This is a genomic window from Brevibacillus brevis (assembly GCF_001039275.2).
Taxonomy (GTDB): Bacteria; Bacillota; Bacilli; order Brevibacillales; family Brevibacillaceae; genus Brevibacillus; species Brevibacillus brevis_C.
Genome location: NZ_CP030117.1, coordinates 1,531,282 through 1,554,595 on the forward strand (window position 1 = coordinate 1,531,282; position 23,314 = coordinate 1,554,595).

Sequence of the window (23,314 nt, forward strand, 5' to 3'; positions counted from 1 at the left end):
GTGGAATCACTTTCTCTTTCCATTTTTGTATGTAGAAGGTAGACGCTTCTCGAAAGATGAATGTCACGTATGTGTTGATCTTACAAGATTTGGATGATAAAATTGTATACATAGATTTATGATGTATTGTTTATCTAGGTATATGGAGTTAAATCGGGAGGCACTATGAAAATCAATAAGGAGCTTTTAAAAGGCAGTACTGTGATCCTGATCTTGACGATGCTGGATCGAAAGGAAATGTACGGGTACGAGATCGCGAAAGCTATTGAGAAAGAGTCAAATGGTCTATTTACGCTAAAAGAAGGGACGTTGTATCCGATCCTGCATGCACTCGAAGCGGAGCGTTATGTGGAAGCGTATTGGGATGAGAAGGATGGGAGGAAGCGTAAATATTATCGGATTACGGCAGAAGGTCGCGGGCAATTGAAGGAGAAAAAGCTCGAGTGGCATACGTTCCGCGATGGGATTGATCGGGTGCTGGGAGAGGGAAGAGCATGAAGCAAACGAATACACATCCATTGATTGCCGACTATCTCGACCAAGTATGTAGACATGTGCGGGCAACGGAAATGCATCGCAGAATTCGCGATGAGCTGGAAAGCCACCTGCTTGATTTGATGGATGAGCAGATGGACGAGGGCGTGGAAGAGGAAGAAGCTGTGAGGCAAGCCATTTTGCAAATGGGGGATTCTGCTACGATTGGGAAGCAGTTGCATCGGATTTATAAGCCCAAAGTGGAGTGGAGGCTTCTGGTGTATGTGATGGCTTTCCTGGCTGTTGGGCTGTTTACGATGTATGGAATGCAGGTCAGTTTTATCGAGTTTAAACTGGATAGATACTGGTTCTATACCTTATTTGGTATCGGTGTGATGCTCGCTGTTACCTTCACGGATTATCGGAAGCTTTTGCCGTACTCGTTGTATTTGTACGTGCTGACTGTCGTAGTGCTTTTGATTGTTCTTGTGCAAGATTATACAATAAATGGAGAATCATATTTACACATAAGTCGTTCCATTACGATTGATTTTGCGGCCATGTCCACGTATTTTTTTCTCATAAGTGTTGCGGGCATGATTCTTACCAGGACATGGCGATTCCGGGGGACAGCTTCCAAGCTGATTGTATTTGTTTTGTTGCCCGCTAGCCTCTTTCTTATAGCTGGATCGCACAAGAATCTTATGCTTTATCTATTTGGATTCGTGATAATTATGATGTATGCAAAAACTGCTCGAAAAGAAAAACTCTTCTTGGTGACTGCGTCTACTGTTGCTGGTATTGCTGCTTTTTTGTTGGACAGCTTCCCTTTGGAACGCTTTTTACTTGGGTGGTTGCAACCGACCAAAGATGCGCTTGGATGGGGATATTATTATCTGGAGTTGATGGAAGTGCTCCGCACGGCGGGTTTATGGGGCAAGGGCTTCCAAGCTCCTTTACCGAACATGCCTTATTTAGACTCCGATTTCAAGTTCACCTATTTAATCTATAGGTATGGCTGGTTTGGGGGCATCATCATCTTGTTAGCCGTTACCCTGTTTATGATGAGACTGGCTCGGGTTGTCAAGGAAGTGGACGAACCGTATGGCAAGCATCTCATAGTCAGTATCGTTCCTTTATTCTCCGTGTACTTCTTCTGGCCACTGCTGATGTCAACAGGGCTGCTGCCAATCGTGACTCTTGGGATTCCATTTCTCAGCTATACTAATATAGGGACTGCCTTGGCTCATTTTACTGCCCTCGGTCTCATTTTGAGTGTCCATCGTCATAAGAACTCGATCGGAAAGCCACATACCTACATGGCAAAATAGCAATCCAGAAGAAGCCTCGGGCGATCGGTAATGCTAGGATATAGACATCAAGGAAAAACAAACCCGAGGAGGAAGTACACATGGCATTGCAATCCAAACAGATTTTCGTCAATTTACCAGTGAAGGACCTCAACAAATCCATAGACTTTTTCACGGCAATCGGCTATGAATTTAACCCGCAATTTACGGATCAAAACGCAGCATGCCTGGTGATCGGAGAAAATATTTTTGCCATGCTGCTCGTCGAAGAGTTTTTCCAAACGTTTACGAAAAAAGAGCTGACAGATGCTACGAAAAGCACCGAGGTCATTGTCGCGTTGTCTGCGGATAGCAGAGCACAAGTCGATGAGATCGTAAACAAAGCATTAGCTGCGGGCGCAACTCCATCGAAAGAGCCGGTTGACCACGGCTTCATGTACGGCTGGAGCTTTCAAGATTTGGACGGTCATCTGTGGGAGTTCTTGCATATGGATCAAGGTGCTGTTCCAAAGGAATAACAGACGGAGTAAACGAACTGAGGGCAAAAAGCATGGGATCGAAAAAGGGATTCCAGCTTTTTGCCCTTTTTGTCCATTCAATACTGGCACATCCCAAGCGGATTCCCGTCTGGGTCAAAAAACGTCAGCACCTTCGTAGACCCAAATTCATCAATCGGGGTTACCCTCACTCCACGCTCTGTTAACAGTTGATGTGCCGCTTCAATGTCCGCGGGAAGAAAATTATAGTATTTGCCGACGCCAAAATGATTTTCCGGAAATGCCATTGGCTGATGGTTCTCTACGCGGACGAGACAGATCACGGTGCTTGATTCATCGGAAATCCGCATGGTGACCGCTTCCTCTTCTACAAACAAAGGTCTGCACCCAAGCTTTTCTTCATACCATTTTGCAGAGGCACGCGGGTCCGTCACAGGTATAAAAACCCCTTCCATGCCTTTTAACAGTGATTGAATCATCATTTCATCTCCCATTCGAGGAAAAATCTATCGCCTATCATTTCGACGAAGATGGTAGGAAAAACCTGTAAGCCCCACACTTTCCCTTTGACAATCACTCGTGACATTTCGCTAGCTAAGCGTTATCTTGTACGTAAGAACACAGATGGGGTGAACGGATGCGCTTCTACACAACATACATAAAAAAATACGGCGTAGTCGCCGGGATATCCATGTTTTTTCTGGCTTTGGAGGCGGTATGTGATCTTTTGCAGCCGACGATCCTGTCGCACATTATCGATACGGGTGTAGCAAAACGGGATATGGACTATGTGCTCAAGACAGGCGGGCTGATGCTGCTCGTTACGGCGTTGGGGGCAGTCGCTGCATCGATCCGCAATGTGCTGGCCACATACGTCTCGCAAAACTTTGGTGCACAGCTACGAGCGGATTTGTTTGCAAAAGTGCAGTCCTTATCCTTTGAAAACTTGAACAAGTTCGACAGAGCCTCGCTCGTGACACGTCTGACCAATGACGTCAATCAAGTGCAGATGTTTGTAAACGGCATGATGCGAATATTCGTCAAAGCGCCATTGATGTGTATTGGCGGATTGTTTATGGCCACCCAATTGAACGTGGATTTGGCTGTGATTCTCGCAATTGTCGTGCCCGTTGTGGGTCTGTTTATTTTCTTGAATATGAAAATCGGTTTTCCGTTCTTCCTGAAGGTACAGCAAGCACTCGACAGGGTAAACGGTGCGATGCGCGAGTATTTATCTGGCGTACGGGTTGTTAAGGCTTTCAATCGCTTTGATTTTGAGCGTGGCAAGTTTACACGGGCAAACGAAGAGCTGCAATCCAAATCCGTATCGGCTACGCGGGTAATGTCTATCTTCAGTCCAGCGATTATGCTGACGATGAACCTTGGAATTGTCGCGGTCCTCTGGCTTGGGGGGCTTGGCGTAGAACAGGGAAGCATCGAAGTCGGACATATCATCGCGTTTACGAACTACATGACGCAAATTTTGTTTTCACTCATGATGATTTCCCTGGTATTTAACATGTTTGTGCGAGCCAAAGCATCGGCAGGACGCATCGGGGAAGTATTTGCTGAGGAAAACCAAATGAGCTGGAAAGAGGAACAACCTCACGAGCTTCCAGGCCAAAAGGGGCGCATCGACTTCGAAGAGGTCAGCTTCTCGTATGATGGAGAAGGCGGTCAGCAAGTACTCAAGCAGATTTCGTTTACTTGTCTGCCTGGGGAGACAGTCGGGATTATCGGGTCGACAGGCTCTGGAAAAAGCAGTTTGGTTGGCTTGATTCCACGGTTTTATGATGTAACGGAAGGCACGATTCGGGTAGATGGCATCGATGTACGAGACATCGAACCGAAGCGATTGCGTGAAAAAATGGCGATTGTACCGCAAAAAACAATGCTGTTTACAGGTACGGTGATGGAAAACATTCGTTGGGGCAAGGCAGAGGCGACCCACGAGGAGGTCGAGCAAGCAGCACGTATGGCGCAGGCTCACGAGTTCATCTCCACCACTCCTGAAGGCTATGAGACACGCGTAGGGCAGGGAGGAGTCAACTTCTCCGGAGGACAGAAGCAGCGTATTTCCATAGCCAGAGCCTTGGTGAAAAAGCCGGAAATCCTCATTCTCGATGACAGTACAAGCGCGGTAGATGTGGCGACAGAAGGGAAGATTAAGGATGCGCTTCGAGCCTATGCGTCTGGCCTTACCTGCATCTTGATCGCACAGAGAATAACCTCCGTCATGGATGCGGATAAAATCATCGTACTCGACAATGGAGTAGTCGCTGGCAGCGGTACGCATGATGAACTGATGACCTCTTGCCAGGTCTATCAGGAAATCTTTCAGTCACAAATCGGCCGGGAGGTGAAGTAAGGTGAGTCAACAGAAGCAACAACCGGTCTTTTCACCAAGACCTGGCCGAGGGTTTGGACATGGTGCTGCAAGAGGTCCAGTGAGTAAGCCCAAGAATTTTTCGGGTACGCTAAAAAGGCTCTGGCAAGCTTTTGGCAAAGAAAAAAAGCTGCTGCCTATTGTATTTGTCATTGTTTTTGTCGATGCACTACTCATGCTGTCTGCGCCTTATTTGATCGGAAAGTCGATTGATGCGATGACAGGTGGCGAGGAAGCTCTTAGCTTTTTGTCTATCATCATTCTTGCCTTGCTCGGCTCTTACATCTTGGATGGGGCACTGACGTTTTTACAAAGCTGGTTAATGGCAGGCATCTCGCAACGGATCGTCACGAATCTGAGACAAGCCCTTTTTGACAAGCTGCAAAAGCTGCCGATTGCTTATTTCGATTCGCGAACGCACGGGGAGTTAATGAGCAGGCTCACGAATGATATCGACAACGTCAGCAACTCCATCTCTCAATCCACAACGCAGTTGATGTCAGGAGGGATCGTGCTCCTCGGTTCGCTGGTGATGATGCTCGTCTTGTCTCCGATCCTGACACTCGCATGCCTGATCACAGTGCCGCTTGTGTTCCTGCTTACACGCACGATTGCCAAAAGAACGAGCGTCCTGTTCAAAAATCAGCAGATGGAGCTGGGCAAGCTGAACGGGCACATTGAAGAGACGATTTCAGGCATTCAGGTGGTGCAGGCCTTCAATTATGAGCAGAAGGCCATTGAGGACTTTACGACGATCAATGACCGCCTCTGCAAGATCGGGATGAAGGCACAGGTCTGGACTGGCTTTCTCATGCCAATCATGAACGTGATTAACAACCTCGGCTTTGCCATGGTGGCGATTGTCGGAGGCGTTCTCGCTGTAAAAGGATGGATCACAGTAGGTGTGATTGCGAGCTTCCTCAGTTATTCCCGACAGTTTGTCCGTCCGCTGAACGACCTCGCGAACATTTTCAATGTGCTTCAATCCGGTGTTGCTGGTGCGGAGCGTGTGTTTGAGGTATTGGATGAACAAGAGGAGCCATTGGATTCTCCCGTTGCCACAGTGCTTGCACAGCCAAAGGGCCATGTCGTTTTTGATCAGGTCAGCTTCGGCTATCGTCCAGATCAACCGATTTTGAAAAATATCAGCTTCGAGGCACAGGCAGGGAGCACCATCGCGTTAGTCGGTCCGACAGGTGCAGGCAAGACTACCATCGTGAATTTGCTCACACGGTTTTACGATGTGACCTCAGGAACGATCTATTTGGACGGAAAAGACATTCGGGAGTATTCTCGAGACAGCTTGCGGCGCAGCTTTGGCTTTGTTTTGCAGGATACGTACTTGTTTTCCGGTACCATCAAGGAAAATATTATGTACGGCAAGCCGGATGCGACAGATACGGAGGTAGTAGCGGCTGCGAAAATGGCAAATGCAGATGTGTTCATCAATCGGCTCCCGATGCGTTATGATACCATGCTGACGGAAAATGGGGGCAACCTGAGTCAGGGACAACGCCAGCTTTTGGCAATTGCCCGTGTCATTCTCGCCAAGCCGTCGCTGCTCATACTCGACGAGGCGACAAGCAGCATCGACACACGGACAGAGCTGAATATCCAGGATGCGCTCCTCACCATTATGGAAGGGCGTACGAGCTTTGTAATAGCACACAGGCTTAACACGATTCGGGATGCTGACACGATTATGGTCGTGGATCGGGGAGAGATCGTGGAAAAAGGTAGCCACGACGAACTTATCGAGCAGCAAGGTACCTATTATCAATTGTTTTACAACCAGTTTAAAAATCTGGAGGTTGCTGGGGAATAATAGAGCACCCCGTCCAAACAAAATGACGTGGAGGACGGGGTGCTTTTTCGAGTTAGGATGCTTGCTTGCTGGCGGCGATCAACAAAAAGATTGGCCGACGGACTTCGTCTCGCATCCCGGGTATATCCAGCATTTCTTCAGGAGGACCAGGTTCAGCGACTTTTGTTAGGTGAAATCCGGCAGCAAGGAGATCGTTCATATAGCTCGAAAACGTTCGGTGATACTTGACGACTTCATGATCCAGAAAGGTGGTTTGCCGGATGCCTTCCTGCTGATAGTTGTCCACTGGCCAGTGCAAGCGTTCGCCCCTGGGTCCGTAATGCCAGTCCTGTTCAGCCAGAGCAGTGAAGATGGGATGCTCCACGGAGAAAACGAAGGAACCTCCAGGAGCAAGACAGTGATAAATACGTTGGCAAAGCAGGTCAAAGCGCTCCACATAATGGATGGCCAAGGAGCTGATGACGACGTCGAATTCCTCTGAAGCAAAATCAATGTCTTCTATCGGAAGGCGGAGATACTCGATAGCGAGATCCGTTGTCGTCTCTCTGGCACGAGCCAGCATGTTATCAGAAAGGTCCACACCCACAACGGAGCGGGCCTGTTGCTCACGCGCATATCGGCAGTGCCAGCCGAAGCCACAGCCTAGATCGAGCACTTTTTTCTCGCGAAGGGAAGGCAGTAGCTCCCGGAACGCGTGCCATTCTCCCGCGGCGTTCAGTCCCTCAACCGAACGAGCCATTTGACTGTATTTGATGAAAAAACCTTGCTCATCGTATTTGTTCTGTTTCATCCGTTCAAAACCTCCTGGGTCGGGTCGGAGGCTTGGACTAGTTCCCGCAGCGCTTGTTTGACGTCCCCTTGAAACAATCCACCGTGATAGCAAATCAATTGCTCGATGTCATATTCGAGTAAGCGGCGGACAGAGCGAATCGCTTCCTGCATATCCAGCGTATAGGACGGATTGGCGATTTCGAGTCTACCGTTTTCGATTACAACAGCATCTCCGGCAATCAGCGTTTTGCTTGCGATCAAATACAACGAAATATGTCCCGGCATATGTCCAGGTGTGTGAATGATCTCGATGCCACCACACCAAGGAAGGAGTTCGTGATTCGTTACGGTTCGATCAACCGCAGTGGGCTCGATGGACTGCAAAAAGCGAATAAATTCCTTAGCGTGCTGCTTTTCACCCGACGACAGATGGTCCAGTGTTGCTTCGGCCTGCTCCAATCGCAAAGAAGTTTTTTGTCCGGCGATGTATGGTGCTTCGGATTCGAAGGTGATGATTTCGAGGTGTGGATAGCTTCTTTTTAACGCTGCCAAAGATCCGATGTGATCCATATCGTGATGTGTCACAATGACCTTCGTAAGGTCGTCGAGCGTAAGCTGTTGCTTGTGTGCGGCCTCCTGAAGCAGTAGCAAAAAATCTGGATAACCACAGTCGACAAGGATCATTTCATGTTCATCCTTCAGCAGCACCGGGGTAATGACCTGTGCAGATCCATTGTACATAAACGAAATGGCGAGAAAGTGAATCTGGTTCATGCGTTGTCCCTCCTGACTGATTGATCTTAAAAAGGAGTGTAACGCAATTGGGGAACAGACACACGGTCAATCTTTTCTCTGTCTCATTTATGTCCACGAATAATGCGCCGAATACTGTGTTCGGTCAAGTAATGTTTCTGGGCGAGCATTTTGACAGAAGCCCCTTCGTGAAATGCCTGCCAAATCGCTTGATTGCGCTCGCTTAGGCATTGCTTTGTGTCTGTGGAGGCGCCCCATTGTCGTTTGTTTTCGTGGTGGATCGGGATGTACAAGTAACTTCCTTGTACATAATGCTGAATTTGACGAAGCAGATCGTCTGGCAATAGGTCTTGTGCATTTTTGTATTTCATGTGCTTTGCTCCTGTCTATATAGCGTGATGTGCGTATATAGATGAGCAAAGAGATCCTCAACTCAATATGGGGAAGGCTCTGAACCAAGAGAAAGGAACTCTTTGCTCAGAGCCGCATTCGGCTCTTCGTACATAAGGGTCTAGCATATGAATCATCTCCCTTCTTGTCTCTATAGTAGTGAGAAAGGGGAGTTTCTTCAACATTCTTCTTTGCCTTCTTTTCCAAATAAAGGGTATGATGAGGGGACTGTGGATAATCGAATGAGTTGAGGTGGTAAGATGTTGGGAGCATGCGGAATATGCAACGAAAATCTGGATCAAAACAACCAGTGCAGGTGTACAAGGCAAGAGAGAGCTTCGTCAGATCGTAACAGTGGACGCAGAGGATGTATAAAATGCGGCTGCACGCGGACAACTGTGACACAGATGTCCGCTACAGGCGGTGGCTTATCGCGCATGTTGAATGTTCAGTATCAGGTATATGATGTAATCAGTTGCGTGAATTGCGGTTATAGTGAAATGTATAAACGAAATTCTTCGTCAACGATGAATATTGTAGATTTGTTTTTCGGATAGGAGATGCAATGACATGAGTCTTGGCGGTTTTCAAAGCGGCTTTTCCGCCCGCAAGGTACCACGTTCGGAAGTGCGCTGGGGACAGTTTTTAATATGCAATCACGGGTGTGAGGAAGTCATCCAATTGATTTCGCATGTATCTGGTGAAGTCGAGTTTGAGCTATGCAAAATCGAAGCAGAGCGTATGGCACATGTTCTTTTAGAAGCATCGAAAGCAGAGCGCTCCTGACATGTATTTTTCATAAATTTCTTGAAACTTATACCCCACTCCCTCGTATAAATGAATGAGCATGTATAGATAGAGGGAGGACGAGAATGAGCGACAAAAATGTTGTAAAAATGAGTCCCTTTCAAGCAGGAGGAAAGCTGATCGCCACGATTGTGATACTGGTCGCGTTGGTCTTGCTTGGCACGCAATCTTTTACGATTATTTCCGCTGGGCATAGTGGAGTTGTGCTGCAACTGGGAGCGGTACAGCCAAAAGTGCTGCAAGAGGGTATGCATTTTAAAATTCCGTTCATCCAAACCGTGGTACCGATGGAAGTGCGGGTACAAAAATCAGAAATGAGCCAGACATCCGCTTCACGTGACCTGCAAACCGTATCTACGACGATTGCTGTTAACCATCATTTGGATGCAGAAAATGTCAATAAGCTGTATCAGCAAGTGGGATTGGAGTACAATAGCCGAATTGTTGATCCTGCCATTGCCGAATCATTTAAAGCCGTGACCGCTCAATACACAGCAGAAGAACTGGTATCCAAGCGTTCCGAGGTCAGCCAAAAGGTAAAAGAAGTCCTGCATAAAAAGCTGTCAAATTATAACATTATCCTCGACGAAATCAATATTCGCGAGTTTACATTCAGTGATGAATTCAACCGCGCCATTGAATCCAAGCAGGTGGCCGAGCAGCAAGCGCTCAAATCGAAGCTGGATCTAGAGCGGATCAAGATCGAGAAAGAGCAAGAAATCACGAGAGCAGAAGCTCAGGCACAAGCACTGCGGCTGCAAAAGCAAGAGGTTACGCCAGAGCTGATTCAGCTCAGACAGATTGAGGCGCAACTCGAAGCGATCCGCAAATGGGATGGAAAGCTGCCGAACGTAACGGGTGGAGCTACTCCGTTTATCAACGTGGGTGCCCCATAACCAAATAAATAAACAAAGCCACTCCCTTGAAGAGGAGTGGCTTTGTTCTTAGTTGCGGATGAGATAATCGAAAGCTCCCAAAGCCGCAGTAGCACCAGATCCCATCGAAATGATGATCTGTTTATAAGCACTGTTCGTGCAATCACCGGCTGCAAAAACACCAGGGATGTTTGTAGAACCATGGCTGTCTACCACGATCTCACCAAAGCGAGTGCGTTCAATCGTGTCACCCAACCAATCTGTATTCGGTACCAGACCGATCTGTACAAACACACCTTGCAATTCAATGTGCTTGGTTTCACCTGTCTCACGTTCGATGTAAGAAATGCCGTTTACTTTATCCGTACCCGTGATTTCTTTGGTTTGAACGTTTTTGAGTACAGTGACATTCGGCAGACTGTAAAGACGATCTTGCAATACCGCATCAGCTTTCAGCTCTGGCGAGAATTCCAGAACCGTTACATGTTTTACAATACCTGCGAGATCAATCGCTGCTTCCACACCTGAATTACCGCCGCCAACAACTGCGACATCTTTACCTATGAACAAAGGACCATCGCAGTGAGGGCAATAAGCTACACCCTTGTTCTTGAACTCTGCTTCACCCGGTACACCGAGATTCCGCCAGCGAGCACCTGTCGACAAGATGACTGTCTTACTCTTCAGAACAGCGCCGTTTTCGAGTTCAATTTCGATCAGATCCTTCTTTTCCAAACGCTTGGCACGTTGCAGCTTCATGACATCAATGCCATACTCTTTTACTTGCTTTTCCAAGTTGGCTGCGAGCTGAGGACCTTCAATGTATTTCACACTGATGAAGTTCTCGATGCCCAATGTGTCATTGACTTGACCGCCAAGACGTTCAGCAACGAGACCAGTACGAATCCCTTTGCGTGCTGCATAAATCGCCGCACTAGCACCTGCTGGGCCACCGCCCACAACAAGCACATCATAAGGGTCTTTATTGTCAAACTCGGATGCGTCCGGAGCAGAACCCAGCTTGGCAAGAATTTCCTCCACTGTCATACGACCGCTTTCGAAAAATTCACCATTGAGGAAAACGCTTGGCACAGCCATCACGTTTTTGCTCTCTACCTCGTCCTTGAATACGGCACCGTCAATCATTGTATGAGTAATACCAGGATTGAAGATACTCATCAAGTTCAGAGCTTGGACAACATCTGGACAATTGTGGCAACTCAAGCTGATGTAAGATTCGAACTTATATTCACCACGAAGGTCTTTGATTTGATCAATGACACTTTGCTCAACCTTTGGAGCTCTTCCGCTAACTTGCAAGAGAGCCAATACCAAGGAAGTAAATTCGTGACCCAGTGGAGTACCAGCAAAAACGACGCCAGTATCTTCACCGACACGGTTTACGCTAAAGCTAGGTGTGCGAGTTAGTTCTGCCTTCTCCACACTGATCTTCAAAGACATGCTGGCTAACTCATCAATCAGTGCAAGCATCTCAGAAGATGCCTCATCGGTGCCTGCACTGACTTTGAGTACAATATCGCCTTCCAAGAGCTCGAGATATTGTTCTAGTTGCGCTTTGATTTCTTGGTCAAGGGCCATTATCTATCACACCTTAAATTTTGCCTACGAGATCAAGGCTTGGTTTCAGTGTTTTGCCACCTTCTTGCCATTTTGCTGGGCAAACTTCACCTGGATTGTTGCGAACGTATTGTGCTGCTTTGATTTTGTTGATCAGAGCACTTGCATCACGGCCAATGCCACCAGCAGAAATCTCAACAGCTTGGATGACTCCGTCTGGGTCGATGATGAAAGTACCGCGATCTGCCAGACCTTCAGCTTCGATTAATACGTCGAAGTTGCGGGAGATCACATGGGAAGGATCGCCGATCATGATGTATTCTACTTTACCGATTGCTTCAGAGCTGGAGTGCCATGCTTTATGAGTGAAGTGAGTATCTGTAGAAACGGAGTATACTTCCACACCGAGTTCTTTCAAAGTTGCATATTGGTTTTGCAGATCTTCGAGTTCAGTAGGGCAAACGAAAGTAAAGTCTGCTGGGTAGAAGCAAACTACGCTCCATTGACCTTTGAAGTTTGCTTCAGTTACTTCGAGGAATTTACCTTTTTGGAATGCTTGTGCTTTAAAAGGCAATACTTCAGTTCCGATGAGTGACATAGTGTTAGCTCCTTTATATGTTTTTTGTATTTACATATTCAGGACATGCGTAACGAGGCATGCTTGAATATAATTTACAATGATTATTATTTAATAAATGATTCAGTAAGTCAAGTTTTTTATAATGATTATAATGTGATAATTTTTACAAGACGTTTTAACCATTATTTAGTATGATTCGAACGGCATCAGAGTATTCGTTTGCTGTGCGAAAAATTGACCATTCGTGCGTAGAAACCGAGCGGATTGTTTTACGTATGAAATAAAGAGCGAATTGACAGCGGAATAAACATACAGGAGTGATGATATGCCATCACCAATTAGCGCACCGCAAAAATGCTTGTCCAAGGACGCGTTCAAGGTACAGCTTATTACCGAGGGGATTACGGTTGTGATCGGGCTTGTTATTTTGGCCGTACTTTATTATCTAGATAATCGTTTTGCCTGGAAGGAATGGATCGGATGGAGTCTGCACGGATTGCTCGTTATCGGCGTGATCGCGACGATTTGGTCTTTTGTCGAGCCGTATTTTTTATACAAAAGCTGGCGGTATGATATCGATGAAGATTTCCTGCAAATGAAATTCGGGGTGATCACAGAGAGACATTTCCTTGTCCCTATGACGAAAATCCAAGCAGTCTCAACAAAACAAGGACCGATTTTACGAAAATATGGACTGTACACCATTTCGATAAAAACGATGGGCTCCTCGCACGAAATTCCAGGATTGCCGGGGGATGTCGCTGCTCAATTAAGAGAACAGATTGCACAATACGCCAAATTAAAGGAAGTGGAGTAGCGATGGAAGCAAAACGATACCATCCACTAACTATCCTTTTTGATCTCATCATCCAAGTAAAGCATCTGTTTTTTCCTGCGTTGATTTTGTTTGTGTTCAATTATGACTCGACAAGCGCATTCATTACATACGGGAGAATTGTTTTTTACTTCTATGTAGGAGGGATGCTGATCTATCTGCTTTTGAAATGGGTCTCGTACAAGTATAGGCTGGATGAAACGGCTTTCCATCTATACGCAGGGATTTTTACGAAGACAAAGCAGACCATTCCTTTTACCAAAATCCAAAACGTCAATCGACATACGACGTTGCTGCACCGGATTTTTAAAGTGACTTCTATCCGATTTGAGACAGGGATGGTTGGCGATGATTCTAGAGTGGAATTCGCGGTGATTTCTCTGAATGAAGCAGATCGACTGGAGGCTTACACGAAACAGGGAATGCGTTTAGAAAAAGAGCCTGAAGCTGAAGCCGAAGGGAAAGAAGGAGACGCGACCTCTTCGGGGGAAATCGGTACGCCGTCTGCCACTCCTGAGCGAATTATTCACTTTACGCCAACGAAAAAAGAGATTATCAAGGCTTCCTTCACTTCTCTCAGCTTCCTCGGGATGATTACGTTACTGGTATGGGCGTATTTCAAGCTCACCGAATATATCGACGTGGAGGAGCAGGTAGTAGGTATTTATTCGCTGATTATGAGCTCGTGGACATTTATCACGCTGACAGCCGTTGGACTACTCGTCCTATCCATCGTATTCGGCATGGTTACGACCTATATTCGTTATGGAAAATACGAGATTTCGTCGGATCATGAGCGGATTTACATTGCCAAAGGAGTCATTGAAGAAACAGCTTTTTCGATTGCAAAAGAGAGAGTGCAAGCGATTAAAATCAAACAATCCTTGTTAAAGCGCATGTTGGGTCTCGCCGAAGTCAAGCTGACGGTTGTCGGCGGGGATAGTGATTCGGATAAAGATAAACAGGATGTCAGCTCGCTCTATCCATTTTTACCAGTAAAACGTGCGTATGAGATGATCTCCGAAATATTGCCTGCTTATGAAGTGAAGGAAGAAATGACGAGTCTCCCCAAAAAAGCGTTATGGGTTCGCTTGGTCAGATCGAGCTGGATTTGGATCATAGGCACAGGTGCGCTTTCCTATTTCAAGCCGAATATTTGGGGGTGGGAGCAAGCGTGGTGGGTCATATCCATTGCGTTGACACTGATCATCCTGGCCTTTGAAGTCATTGAATTCTGCAACACCCGATACACCTTGAATGATCACTTTATTCAGTTCCAAACAGGGAGCCTAACTACGACTTTATTTGTCTCCAAACGAGAAAAGATTATCGAGGTAAACGTCAAAAGGGGTCTCCTGCAAAAACGGCTAGGGCTTGCTTCGATCAAAACGGTCAATCGCGCCAAACCAGTGAGTCATAAAGGGGTAACAGATGTGCCGATAGAGTTGGCGGAAGGGTTTTATCAGTGGTATATGGGACGTAGAAAAGAGATCAAAGTAGAATAGAAGAAGAGGGGACGTAGAAGGAAAAGGAGAACCTTTCCCTCTACGTTCTTGTGCTTTCAAACAGCTCCAGCCATTCCCCATCCGGACCTTTGAAGAACATATAACGCGAACCGTTCGGCAGTGTGGTTATTTCCTGATCGATAAAGGATACATGTAGTTGCTTCAAACGGTCGATTTCAGCTTCGAGGTTGTCCACAGCAAACGCAAGGTGGTGGACCTTGCCCTCTACTGGCAGAGAATCGTTATATCCGTGAATGAGCTCCAGCTCTGTCTCTGTGCTTCCTGGAAAGCCAAGAAAAGCAAGCGTAATGACTCCGTTGGAATGGGAGAGCTTTCCTTTTAGCTCCATCCCAATCACTTCCGTGTAAAAGGCAATCGAGGCCTCCAAATCTTTTACCATCAATCCCACATGCTCCAGTTTTTTGATCGCCATATCACTTCATTCCTTTCTACAGGTCTGATTTTTTCTATTGTAGAAGAATTTGAAGAAAAAGTCTGTATGCCCAAGTAGTCATGATAGGTTTTCCAATGATGAACATGGCTATAATTGGGCTATGGTGCAAATTTCGTCATCCCCGGGGTGGAGCATGGAATCTATTGTGGAAATGATTGCGAGAGCAGTACTGGCTTTTGCGATCATGATGATCATTACAAGGATGTTGGGCAAGCAGACAATTGCGCAAATGACGTATCACGACTTTGTCGCGGCGATTACTTTGGGGGCGCTGACAGCAAATCTTGCTTTTAACAACATGATCAAAATATCGCATATGATCGTGGTGTTACTCACTTTTAGTGGCATCGCCTATTTGCTCATGATCCTTTCTCTGAAAAACCGGAAAATGCGAAAATGGTTTTCGGGTCAACCGACGGTGATTATCCAGGATGGAAGAATTCTGGAAGATAACATGCGCAAGCTAAAGCTGTCTTTGGATACGCTGAATCAAGAGCTGAGGGAAAGAAACATTTTTAATATCGAAGAAGTTCAATATGCTGTGCTGGAGTTGAATGGAGAGGTATCGGTTCTGCGAAAACCGCAGTTTCTGCCTGTCACTCGTGGAGACTTGAAACTGAAAATGGGGGCGAGGCAGACATTCCCGATTGAATTGATCATGGATGGCCAAATCATCCAGAGCAATTTACGTCAACATAGCCTAACCATCGAGTGGCTACTCTCACAGGTGGGCAAAAAAGGCTTGAGCGTCGCAGAAGTGAATTACGCCGTGATTAGCTCCAATGGACAAATTTATTTCGACCCGTATGATGACCATATCAGCAATCCGATCGACAAAGAATAAGGATTAGTAAAAAACCTCCGTGATGGAGGTTTTTCATTTGCTCGAGTATTGGCTGAGTGTTCCTGATTGCTTCAAATAGGTATAAAATCTGTGCAAAATAGTGATAGCTTCTTTGAGCGAGTCAGCATGTCTCCACCCTCGAACTTGCCGTTCCATGCAGTCATGATCCCTGTTTTTTGCAAGAGCGCGAGATTGGTTCCGAGGATTCCGCTGTAGTCATCCGTAAACAATATTTCATCGCCATTTTGGCCAAAGAGAAGCGGATACAGGATGTTCGTTTGGTCTCTCCCAGCTTCGTTGTACCGACCATCCTGCTTGAAAAAAGCTTCAGGTGAATTTGGGTCAAGCGAATACTGATTCAAGATGATGGGAATATCCCGCATGCCAGAAAGGATTTGTAAGACCTCTGCCGCTGGAATGTCTTGGTTTTCTAACATAAAGACGGGCAGGACGTTTGCCGCACCAATTCGATTTAGTTTCGTGTCTGGGTAAAAAAAGTAGCCGTTGGAAGAATAGCGGACAGCGTTCCACCAGTCTCTTGTGACGATCGAGCTGATCTCCGTGTACGCCCAGTGATTTTTGGGCACGTCGGCAAATCGCTCGATGCGATAGTCACTGTAATCTGTCTTTTGGTTAGCTTTATACGGTCTGTAACGATCAAACAGGCGATAGATCATGACGGTCAATTCTGCTTTGTCTACCAATCTTTCAGGCTGGAAGCGTCCGTCAGGATAACCGCTAACAACCCCCTTATGTTCTCCTCTCTTTTTTCTATGAAATGGTAAGGATTATCCTTCCAGTATACTATCCGGTGTAGGAAAAGGAAGGTGTTCTGCAAGAACAGATGTGACGATATGCAACGAGTCAAACTCGCCAGATGAAGCCGTAATGATCGGCGGTTTAGAGGTAAACAGTTGCTTGTTAATTGCATGGGGAGAAAGCCCTTTGCTATGGAAATGCAGGATTTCCCCAGACAGATTCTCTAAATGCTCCAGCTTTTGTTGCAAGCGTGTTTTCCCGTCTGGATGATATCCGGAATGGGCGCAAAAGATCGACTTGAAGTCACACGCGAGGACCTTACGAAGGGAATTCATCAAGGTGGGGACCGATTCTTCTCGTAATATGACCTTCGTTTTCACACCCATAAAAAGATCGCCACAGAACAAGCGACCGGTCCTTTCATCCAATAAGGCTATATGGTCATGGGCATGGCCGGGGGTATCAAGAACTTTCCATTCGATGGAGCGAGAGTGATGGACGTCACCCAAAGGTTGGGCCACAAACGGATCGCGAATCCCCCAAGTAAGCTTACGGTAGAAAGGATATTGTGCTTTTTGCGAGCAAATATTCACCCCTTTTTCGTGAATGAAAAGAGGGACCTGCTTGTGCTGGGCAATCCACGAGGCGGTACCGACATGGTCTTCATGGCTGTGCGTCAGTACGACCGAATCAAACGAGGCTTCCTGAAACCTGTGAACGAGAGCTTGCTCGAGTACTTTCGGGCCAGTATCAACCAGCATGCCATCCGTCACATAGACATAAATCCCTGATTCCCAATCCCCAACGCGAACAATCCCTTCCAGACATGCCACGTCTTCCTGATGATGAATGTGAATCATGCCGCACACCTCCCATCGTGATGGAATCATTATACTATTGAATGATTATTCAGTCATTTTTTGTTTGCGATCTACACTCATCCTTCATCCCTGTATCATGTATGATGAATAGGGATGATTGCTCGTATGAGGTGAAAACATGAATGCATTGCCGATAAATGAAGTATTGCCAGAGCTGATAGGCACGCTGTGCAAAGAGACGAACGCAGTATTGGTCGCAGCTCCGGGTGCGGGGAAGACGACGCGGGTACCACTGGCCTTGCGTGAAGAAGCTTGGTTACGCAATCGTCGAATAGTAATGCTGGTCCCGCGCCGACTGGCCGCACGTCAAGCTGCTACCTACATGGCTGCCTTGCTGGGGGAAGAAGTTGGACAAACGGTCGGATACCGGGTCAAGCGCGAGTCAAGAGTAGGGCCAGACACTCGGATTGAAGTGATTACAGAAGGAATTTTAACGAGAATGCTACAGGATGATCCAGAGCTATCTGATGTCGGTCTTGTTATTTTTGACGAGTTCCACGAACGGAATTTGCACGCGGATTTAGGACTGGCCCTAAGTCTTCAAGCACAAAGCTTGTTTCGGGAAGACCTGCGAATTCTCGTGATGTCCGCTACGCTCGATGCCGAGCCTGTGTCAGCCTTGCTGGGGAATGCTCCTGTTATCAGTAGTAAAGGCAGGATGTTTCCGGTGGAGACGCACTTTTTGACTTCCCCGATGGAGGGGCGTCTGGAGGAAGCGGTTGTCCAGATGAGCTTCCAAGCGTTGAGACAAGAAGAGGGAGATATGCTGGTCTTTTTACCAGGAGCCAAAGAAATTCACCGGGTGCAAGGTTTGCTTGAACAAAGCGGTGTGGGCACAAATATCCGGATTGCGCCTCTTTATGGAAACTTGTCGCAGGAGGAACAAGATAAGGCGATCCAGCCCGGGAAAACAGGGGAGCGCAAAATTGTCCTCGCCACCTCTATTGCCGAGACGAGCTTGACTGTCGAAGGTGTGCGCATCGTGATTGATAGTGGATTAAAACGGGTCCCGCGCTTTTCTCCACGAACAGGGATGACGAGGCTGGAGACAGCAAAGGTATCAAGGGCGTCCGCAGACCAACGCAGAGGAAGGGCTGGGCGGCTTGCACCCGGAGTCTGCTATCGACTGTGGACAGAGCAAGAAGATCGCATGCTCATTCCCCAGCAGGCACCTGAAATTATGGAAGCGGATCTGGCTGTGCTCGCTTTGGAGCTGGCCCTGTGGGGTGTTGGGTCGTCGGACGAGCTGGATTGGCTGAATCCTCCGCCGAAGCCAGCGATGGCACAGGCTCAAGAGCTGTTGCTTCAGTTGGGCGCATTAGATGAGTGGAAGCAGATCACACCACATGGACGAGTGCTGGCTGGGATGGGTGTGCATCCGAGATTGGGCCACATGATTCAAAAAGCGAATGAGCTGGGGGAAGGTGATCTGGCTTGCGAGCTGGCTGTCCTCTTGGAAGAACGAGATATTGTGCGGGGGCGCCAAGCGTCAGCAGATGCGGATATGCGTACGCGTGTTGAACTGCTTCGTCAGGTAGCAAACAAACAGAGTGAGGCAGTGGAGCTTCCGATTGATGTAGGAGCATGCAAAAGACTTTGGAAGGAGGCGGCGCACTTCAAACGGGGATGGGCAAACAACCAGTCTGGTGACACCTCCACTCGTACAGAAGCGACGGGAAGACTGCTGGCGTTTGCGTACCCGGACCGGATTGCCCAGCGAAGGGCAGATGGACGTTATTTGCTTCGCAATGGGCGCGGGGCGGCTTTTTCCGTGCAGCAACCACTGGCTGCTTCACCGTATATTGTGGCAGCAGAACTCGATGACCAAGGCGCAGATAGTCGGATATTACTGGCGGCTAGCGTGGAAGAAAGCGACCTGTTGAAGGATTGTGCGATGCAGATTACCGAACGAATGAACGTATGGTGGGAGCATACAGCGGGGGCAGTTCGCAGCCGCAAGCAAAAGCGGTTGGGGGCAATCTTGTTGGCGGATATGGCTGCGGAGGCTTCACCAGATGAGGTGTTAACAGCGTTTTTGCACGGAATAAAAGAAGAAGGCTTGGAAATTTTGCCGTGGAATCGGCAGGCGAGACAGTATCGGGAGCGTTTGCTCTTTATGCAACGTCTGGAGGAAGGCTGGCCGAATGTGGAAGATGAGGCACTACTTGTTTCCCTGGAGGAGTGGCTCGCTCCCCATGTGTATGGTTTCAAAAGAAAGGAAGACCTACAGTCGCTGTCAGTGGCGACGTTGCTAGAGAGTATGCTGTCATGGGAGCAGCGCAGACAACTAGACGAATACGCTCCGACTCATGTGATCGTCCCGAGTGGCTCCAAAATTCCTGTCGATTACAGCGATCCAGCAGCACCGGTGCTTTCGGTCCGGCTACAGGAGCTGTTTGGTTGGCAAGACTCGCCGAGAATAGGCAGAGGCAGAGTGCCACTGACATTGCACCTGCTTTCGCCGGCTCATCGTCCGGTACAAGTGACACGGGACTTGGCGAGCTTTTGGGCACATGCGTATTTTGAAGTGAAAAAAGATTTAAAGGGCCGTTATCCCAAGCATTATTGGCCGGATGATCCGCTAGCTGCCATTCCAACAAACCGGACGAGGCCACGCATATAAATCGATTCGCTAGGTATATTCGGGTATAGAGGGAGGGCATCGCGTCAGGTGAAATTTCCCATTTTGCTAGTTCCATGTTCGTGAGTCACGTCAATTGTGAAACCTTCTTCGTGTTCTGGCACGTCAGGAAGATACCGTGAATCACGTACTACCCCCTCTATTTCTTAGGGCTGCCTGTTACAACAGGCGGTCTTTTTTTTGTGAAAAAAAGGTGCCGCAGTTGCAGCGCCCTTTCTTTCGTATGGGGTCAAGGCTCACGCTTTGTTTCCCCACTGCTCCCGATAAATCAACTGTTGCAGATCCTCGCGTTGTCTCCATTGGTGTAGCTCCAAGAGTGGACGTTCCGGATAGTGATCCGTGTAGCCGATCGACAGCAATGCGACAGGATCGATATGCGGCGGTATGTTCAGGATACGACGCACGTCGGCCTTCTTGTAGAAACTGACCCAGCCCATCGCCAAATCTTCTGCGTAGGCTGCCAGCCACATGTTTTGGATCGCACAGCTAACAGACATAATATCTGTTTCCGGGATGGAATTGCGACCGAGTACATGGTCTCCGCCACGTGTAGGATCACAAGTGACACAGATGGTGACAGGCGCTTCCTTGATTCCTTGAATTTTCAACTCTAAAAAGGTCGATTCTCGTCCCGTTCCTTCGTAGTGGATGGCAAGTGCCCGGCGTTCTTTATCCGCACATTCTGCAAGAGCTTGTTTGGTTTCGTCGTCTTCTACCAGGACAAAATTCCAAGGCTGCATGAATCCGACAGAAGGAGCATGGTGGGCAGCAGCCAAGATCATGGCGAGCTTTTCCGGGGCGACAGGGTCTTGGCGAAAGGTACGAATATCGCGACGATTGCTGATGGCTTTATACAGCCCGTTTTTTTCTTCTGCAGTTAAGCGTTTCATGAGAAAAACCTCCCTATTTGCATTCAGGTCTCTTTATTTTACTTACAAAGTATGGTTCCTTCCAGACATCTACTTGACATATTCATGTCCTACGCTAAAGGGGAGGTTAGTCCGAGCAGAGGGGAGATAGTACGAGCATGCAAAACATCTTAATTGTAGAAGACGAGTTACCCATCTCTCGGGTATTGAAGGCGTATTTGGAAAAAAACAACTTTCAGGTTGAACAGGCATTTAACGGCGAGGAAGCAGAGAGGAAGTTTGATTCACTCAATCCTGCGCTGGTCTTGCTGGATGTGATGCTGCCTGGACGAAGCGGATGGAGTATTCTCGAATATATTCGGGCGAAAAGCTCGTGTCCTGTCATCATGCTGACAGCGTTGGGACAAATCGATAACAAGTTGGCGGGTTTGAACAAAGGCGCCGATGACTATATCACCAAGCCCTTTATTGCCGACGAAGTGGTCGCTCGCGTACATGCAGTATTACGTCGCTCGAAACAATTGATAGAAGGCAATCATGTGAAGCAGTTTGGCAGTCTGAAAGTCGACTTTAAGGCTTATTCTGTCATGCTGCACGGCATCGAACTGGCGTTTACGCCAAAGGACTTGTGTCTGTTTCTTTTTTTAGCGCAGTACAAAAACCAGACGTTCACCAGAGAACAGCTCATCGAGCAGGTGTGGGGAATGGACTACGAAGGAAGTGATCGCGCAGTAGACCTCGCGATCAAGCGTATCCGGCGATCTTTGGAGAATTGGCCGACATCCGAAGGGGAAATCCGTACTTATCGTGGCTTGGGCTACAAGCTGTGCGTATATGAGTGAGAAAAAACGCACCTCGTTGTTTCGGTATTGGACGACGCGATACTTGATCATCTTGTGTATCGGCCTTTTCGTGATCGGGATTGCATCCAGCTACTGGATTTCTTATAGCGAGACTCAAAAACGCCTTGATTTTATGAGACTGATGGCAGCGGAAGTAGCGGATCGGGTCGTTGATGTGGAAGGCAAGGTGAAAACGGCTCCGTTTTTGTTTCGTATCGTGGACAGTCGCCAGGAGTCACTCGGCGTCAATTACAAGCCAATCATGATGATTTTAGATGAACACAAGCAACCCGTATTTGGCGTACCTGGTCCTTTTTCTGGGGAACTGAAGCGTATCGCGCCTGATCTGGTGGATGCGGATGACAGCCTGTCACAGTTCGAGCTTGCGCGGGGTGACGAAGTGCTTTTCGTGAAGGAAAGCATTAAAGTTGATGAGCGAGTGGTTGGATGGGTCATGCTGTTCACCCCACAAAAACAGGTGATACGCGGCATGACCGAATTCCAATTGCTCGCGATCATGCTTCTGGGTCTCGGCTTACTTGGCTGGCTCGTCATATATTTGCTGACGAAAAAGCTGTCTCAGCCGATTAAGGATGTGGCAGACGCTGCCAAGCAAATCGTACTGGGAAACTACGAGATTCAATTGGATAAAAACAAGCGCGAACAAGAAGTGTATGAGCTGATTCATTCCTTTGAAGAAATGGCAGAACGATTGAAGCAGTTGGAAATGATGCGTACCGAGCTTTTGGCAGGGGTGACCCACGAACTCAAAACACCTGTTACGTCCATCAGTGGGCTGGTACAAGCCGTGAGGGAAGAGGTTGTGAGCGGTGAGGAAGCCAAGGAGTTTTTGGATATTTGTACGAAGGAAACGACACGTTTGCAAAAGATGATAGAGGATTTGCTCGATTTTAACTCGTTTGCTGTGGGTGACATTCGTATTCGCCGGCAACCCCAAAACATGCAGGAGCTGATTCGGGAAGTTACGCACCAATGGAAGATTGTGCAGGAAGAAGAAAAGCTCAGCCTGCACATCGAAAATACGTCTGAGCCAATGATGATAGAGACGGACCCGTTGCGTGTGCAGCAAATCATGTACAATCTCCTAAACAATGCAGCACAGGCGATGGAATCGGAGGGACGGATTATCGTGTCCCTATCTGCATCAGCAGATGAGATTCGCATTGACGTGAAGGACAATGGACGTGGGATACCGATAGAGGAACAATCTTTGATTTTCGAACGATTCTACCGAGGCGAGGACAAGAAGCACATCGTCCGTGGATTGGGGCTTGGTTTGTCTTTTAGCAGAATGATTGCGCAAGCGTTAGGAGGTATGTTGATCCTGACAGAGAGTACAGCGTCAGGCAGCACCTTCACGTTGATTTTACGCAAATAAAACAGGCATGCTTCAAAAAACGATCTGGTTCACTCCGGT

General features: G+C 47.6%; 25 protein-coding genes. 15 read left to right on the plus strand and 10 right to left on the minus strand.

From position 1 onward, the window contains the following. Positions 1-165: 165 nt before the first annotated feature. The 3 genes from AB432_RS07870 (at position 166) to AB432_RS07880 (ending at position 2,302) form a co-directional block, all read left to right on the plus strand. On the plus strand, positions 166-498 hold the full coding sequence (locus tag AB432_RS07870) for a PadR family transcriptional regulator (RefSeq protein WP_048031793.1): 333 nt from the start codon (positions 166-168) through the stop codon (positions 496-498). Further along, positions 495-1,805, plus strand: coding sequence for an FtsW/RodA/SpoVE family cell cycle protein (locus AB432_RS07875; RefSeq protein WP_048031794.1), 1,311 nt, complete (start codon positions 495-497; stop codon positions 1,803-1,805). Before AB432_RS07870 ends, AB432_RS07875 begins: the two co-directional genes overlap by 4 nt. An 80-nt stretch (positions 1,806-1,885) precedes the next feature. Continuing rightward, positions 1,886-2,302: a VOC family protein gene (locus AB432_RS07880; RefSeq protein ID WP_048031795.1), complete on the plus strand. Its 417-nt coding sequence runs from the start codon at positions 1,886-1,888 to the stop codon at positions 2,300-2,302. A 77-nt stretch (positions 2,303-2,379) separates the two neighbouring features. Here the strand turns inward: AB432_RS07880 and AB432_RS07885 are convergent, their stop codons facing one another. After that, complete coding sequence (locus AB432_RS07885) at positions 2,380-2,760, minus strand: VOC family protein (protein WP_048031796.1); 381 nt, start codon at positions 2,758-2,760, stop codon at positions 2,380-2,382. Between the two features lie 158 nt (positions 2,761-2,918). Between AB432_RS07885 and AB432_RS07890 the strand changes: the two genes are divergently transcribed. Further along, a complete protein-coding gene (locus AB432_RS07890) occupies positions 2,919-4,649 on the plus strand; it encodes an ABC transporter ATP-binding protein (RefSeq protein WP_048031797.1) in 1,731 nt (576 codons plus the stop codon). A gap of 1 nt (position 4,650) precedes the next feature. Beyond that, positions 4,651-6,492, plus strand: coding sequence for an ABC transporter ATP-binding protein (locus tag AB432_RS07895; RefSeq protein ID WP_048031798.1), 1,842 nt, complete (start codon positions 4,651-4,653; stop codon positions 6,490-6,492). A 52-nt stretch (positions 6,493-6,544) separates the two neighbouring features. Here AB432_RS07895 and AB432_RS07900 read toward each other — a convergent pair whose 3' ends face one another. The 3 genes from AB432_RS07900 to AB432_RS07910 all read right to left on the minus strand — a co-directional run bounded on the left by AB432_RS07900 (position 6,545) and on the right by AB432_RS07910 (position 8,387). Then, entirely contained in the window at positions 6,545-7,282 is a 738-nt protein-coding gene (locus AB432_RS07900) for a class I SAM-dependent methyltransferase (RefSeq protein WP_048031799.1), read from the minus strand. Then, a complete protein-coding gene (locus AB432_RS07905) occupies positions 7,279-8,037 on the minus strand; it encodes an MBL fold metallo-hydrolase (protein ID WP_048031800.1) in 759 nt (252 codons plus the stop codon). Before AB432_RS07905 ends, AB432_RS07900 begins: the two co-directional genes overlap by 4 nt. Positions 8,038-8,120: 83 nt before the next feature. Then, positions 8,121-8,387 (minus strand): CD3324 family protein, encoded by a 267-nt coding sequence (locus AB432_RS07910; protein WP_048031801.1) that lies wholly within the window; start codon positions 8,385-8,387, stop codon positions 8,121-8,123. 271 nt (positions 8,388-8,658) lie between these two features. Between AB432_RS07910 and AB432_RS31270 the strand changes: the two genes are divergently transcribed. The 4 genes from AB432_RS31270 (at position 8,659) to AB432_RS07925 (ending at position 10,109) form a co-directional block, all read left to right on the plus strand. Beyond that, positions 8,659-8,781, plus strand: coding sequence for a hypothetical protein (locus AB432_RS31270; RefSeq protein WP_256434937.1), 123 nt, complete (start codon positions 8,659-8,661; stop codon positions 8,779-8,781). 32 nt (positions 8,782-8,813) lie between these two features. Beyond that, on the plus strand, positions 8,814-8,963 hold the full coding sequence (locus tag AB432_RS30980) for a zinc ribbon domain-containing protein (protein ID WP_206767977.1): 150 nt from the start codon (positions 8,814-8,816) through the stop codon (positions 8,961-8,963). Between the two features lie 13 nt (positions 8,964-8,976). Next, the gene (locus AB432_RS07920; protein WP_007727516.1) at positions 8,977-9,192 is read left to right on the plus strand and encodes a hypothetical protein; all 216 of its coding nucleotides are present in this window, start codon (positions 8,977-8,979) and stop codon (positions 9,190-9,192) included. Between the two features lie 86 nt (positions 9,193-9,278). Next, a complete protein-coding gene (locus AB432_RS07925) occupies positions 9,279-10,109 on the plus strand; it encodes a prohibitin family protein (protein WP_048031802.1) in 831 nt (276 codons plus the stop codon). A 48-nt stretch (positions 10,110-10,157) separates the two neighbouring features. Here the strand turns inward: AB432_RS07925 and ahpF are convergent, their stop codons facing one another. Both ahpF and ahpC read right to left on the minus strand, forming a co-directional pair. Beyond that, the gene (ahpF, locus tag AB432_RS07930; protein ID WP_048031803.1) at positions 10,158-11,687 is read right to left on the minus strand and encodes an alkyl hydroperoxide reductase subunit F; all 1,530 of its coding nucleotides are present in this window, start codon (positions 11,685-11,687) and stop codon (positions 10,158-10,160) included. 13 nt (positions 11,688-11,700) lie between these two features. Continuing rightward, complete coding sequence (gene ahpC, locus AB432_RS07935) at positions 11,701-12,264, minus strand: alkyl hydroperoxide reductase subunit C (RefSeq protein WP_048031804.1); 564 nt, start codon at positions 12,262-12,264, stop codon at positions 11,701-11,703. 307 nt (positions 12,265-12,571) lie between these two features. Between ahpC and AB432_RS07940 the strand changes: the two genes are divergently transcribed. Beyond that, entirely contained in the window at positions 12,572-13,063 is a 492-nt protein-coding gene (locus AB432_RS07940) for a PH domain-containing protein (RefSeq protein ID WP_048031805.1), read from the plus strand. A 2-nt stretch (positions 13,064-13,065) separates the two neighbouring features. Next, positions 13,066-14,586 carry a PH domain-containing protein gene (locus AB432_RS07945; RefSeq protein ID WP_048031806.1) on the plus strand — a complete coding sequence of 507 codons (1,521 nt, stop codon included), beginning with the start codon at positions 13,066-13,068 and terminating at the stop codon, positions 14,584-14,586. Between the two features lie 40 nt (positions 14,587-14,626). Here the strand turns inward: AB432_RS07945 and AB432_RS07950 are convergent, their stop codons facing one another. Continuing rightward, on the minus strand, positions 14,627-15,019 hold the full coding sequence (locus AB432_RS07950; RefSeq protein WP_048031807.1) for a VOC family protein: 393 nt from the start codon (positions 15,017-15,019) through the stop codon (positions 14,627-14,629). 154 nt (positions 15,020-15,173) lie between these two features. On the opposite strand from AB432_RS07950, the gene AB432_RS07955 reads away from it, so the two are divergent. After that, the gene (locus AB432_RS07955) at positions 15,174-15,884 is read left to right on the plus strand and encodes a DUF421 domain-containing protein (RefSeq protein WP_048031808.1); all 711 of its coding nucleotides are present in this window, start codon (positions 15,174-15,176) and stop codon (positions 15,882-15,884) included. A 71-nt stretch (positions 15,885-15,955) separates the two neighbouring features. Here AB432_RS07955 and AB432_RS07960 read toward each other — a convergent pair whose 3' ends face one another. Continuing rightward, a complete protein-coding gene (locus AB432_RS07960) occupies positions 15,956-16,588 on the minus strand; it encodes an S-layer homology domain-containing protein (protein ID WP_235617638.1) in 633 nt (210 codons plus the stop codon). A gap of 84 nt (positions 16,589-16,672) precedes the next feature. Then, complete coding sequence (locus AB432_RS07965) at positions 16,673-17,503, minus strand: MBL fold metallo-hydrolase (RefSeq protein WP_048031809.1); 831 nt, start codon at positions 17,501-17,503, stop codon at positions 16,673-16,675. A 139-nt stretch (positions 17,504-17,642) separates the two neighbouring features. Between AB432_RS07965 and hrpB the strand changes: the two genes are divergently transcribed. Then, positions 17,643-20,147 (plus strand): ATP-dependent helicase HrpB, encoded by a 2,505-nt coding sequence (gene hrpB, locus AB432_RS07970; protein ID WP_048031810.1) that lies wholly within the window; start codon positions 17,643-17,645, stop codon positions 20,145-20,147. A 254-nt stretch (positions 20,148-20,401) separates the two neighbouring features. Here the strand turns inward: hrpB and bluB are convergent, their stop codons facing one another. Then, positions 20,402-21,055, minus strand: a complete 654-nt coding sequence (gene bluB, locus AB432_RS07975; protein WP_048031811.1) for a 5,6-dimethylbenzimidazole synthase — start codon at positions 21,053-21,055, stop codon at positions 20,402-20,404. Positions 21,056-21,192: 137 nt separating this feature from the next. On the opposite strand from bluB, the gene AB432_RS07980 reads away from it, so the two are divergent. Both AB432_RS07980 and AB432_RS07985 read left to right on the plus strand, forming a co-directional pair. Further along, the gene (locus AB432_RS07980) at positions 21,193-21,876 is read left to right on the plus strand and encodes a response regulator transcription factor (protein ID WP_048031812.1); all 684 of its coding nucleotides are present in this window, start codon (positions 21,193-21,195) and stop codon (positions 21,874-21,876) included. Beyond that, positions 21,842-23,275 (plus strand): HAMP domain-containing sensor histidine kinase, encoded by a 1,434-nt coding sequence (locus AB432_RS07985; protein ID WP_048031813.1) that lies wholly within the window; start codon positions 21,842-21,844, stop codon positions 23,273-23,275. The genes AB432_RS07980 and AB432_RS07985 overlap by 35 nt, the downstream gene beginning before the upstream one ends. Positions 23,276-23,314 lie beyond the last annotated feature (39 nt).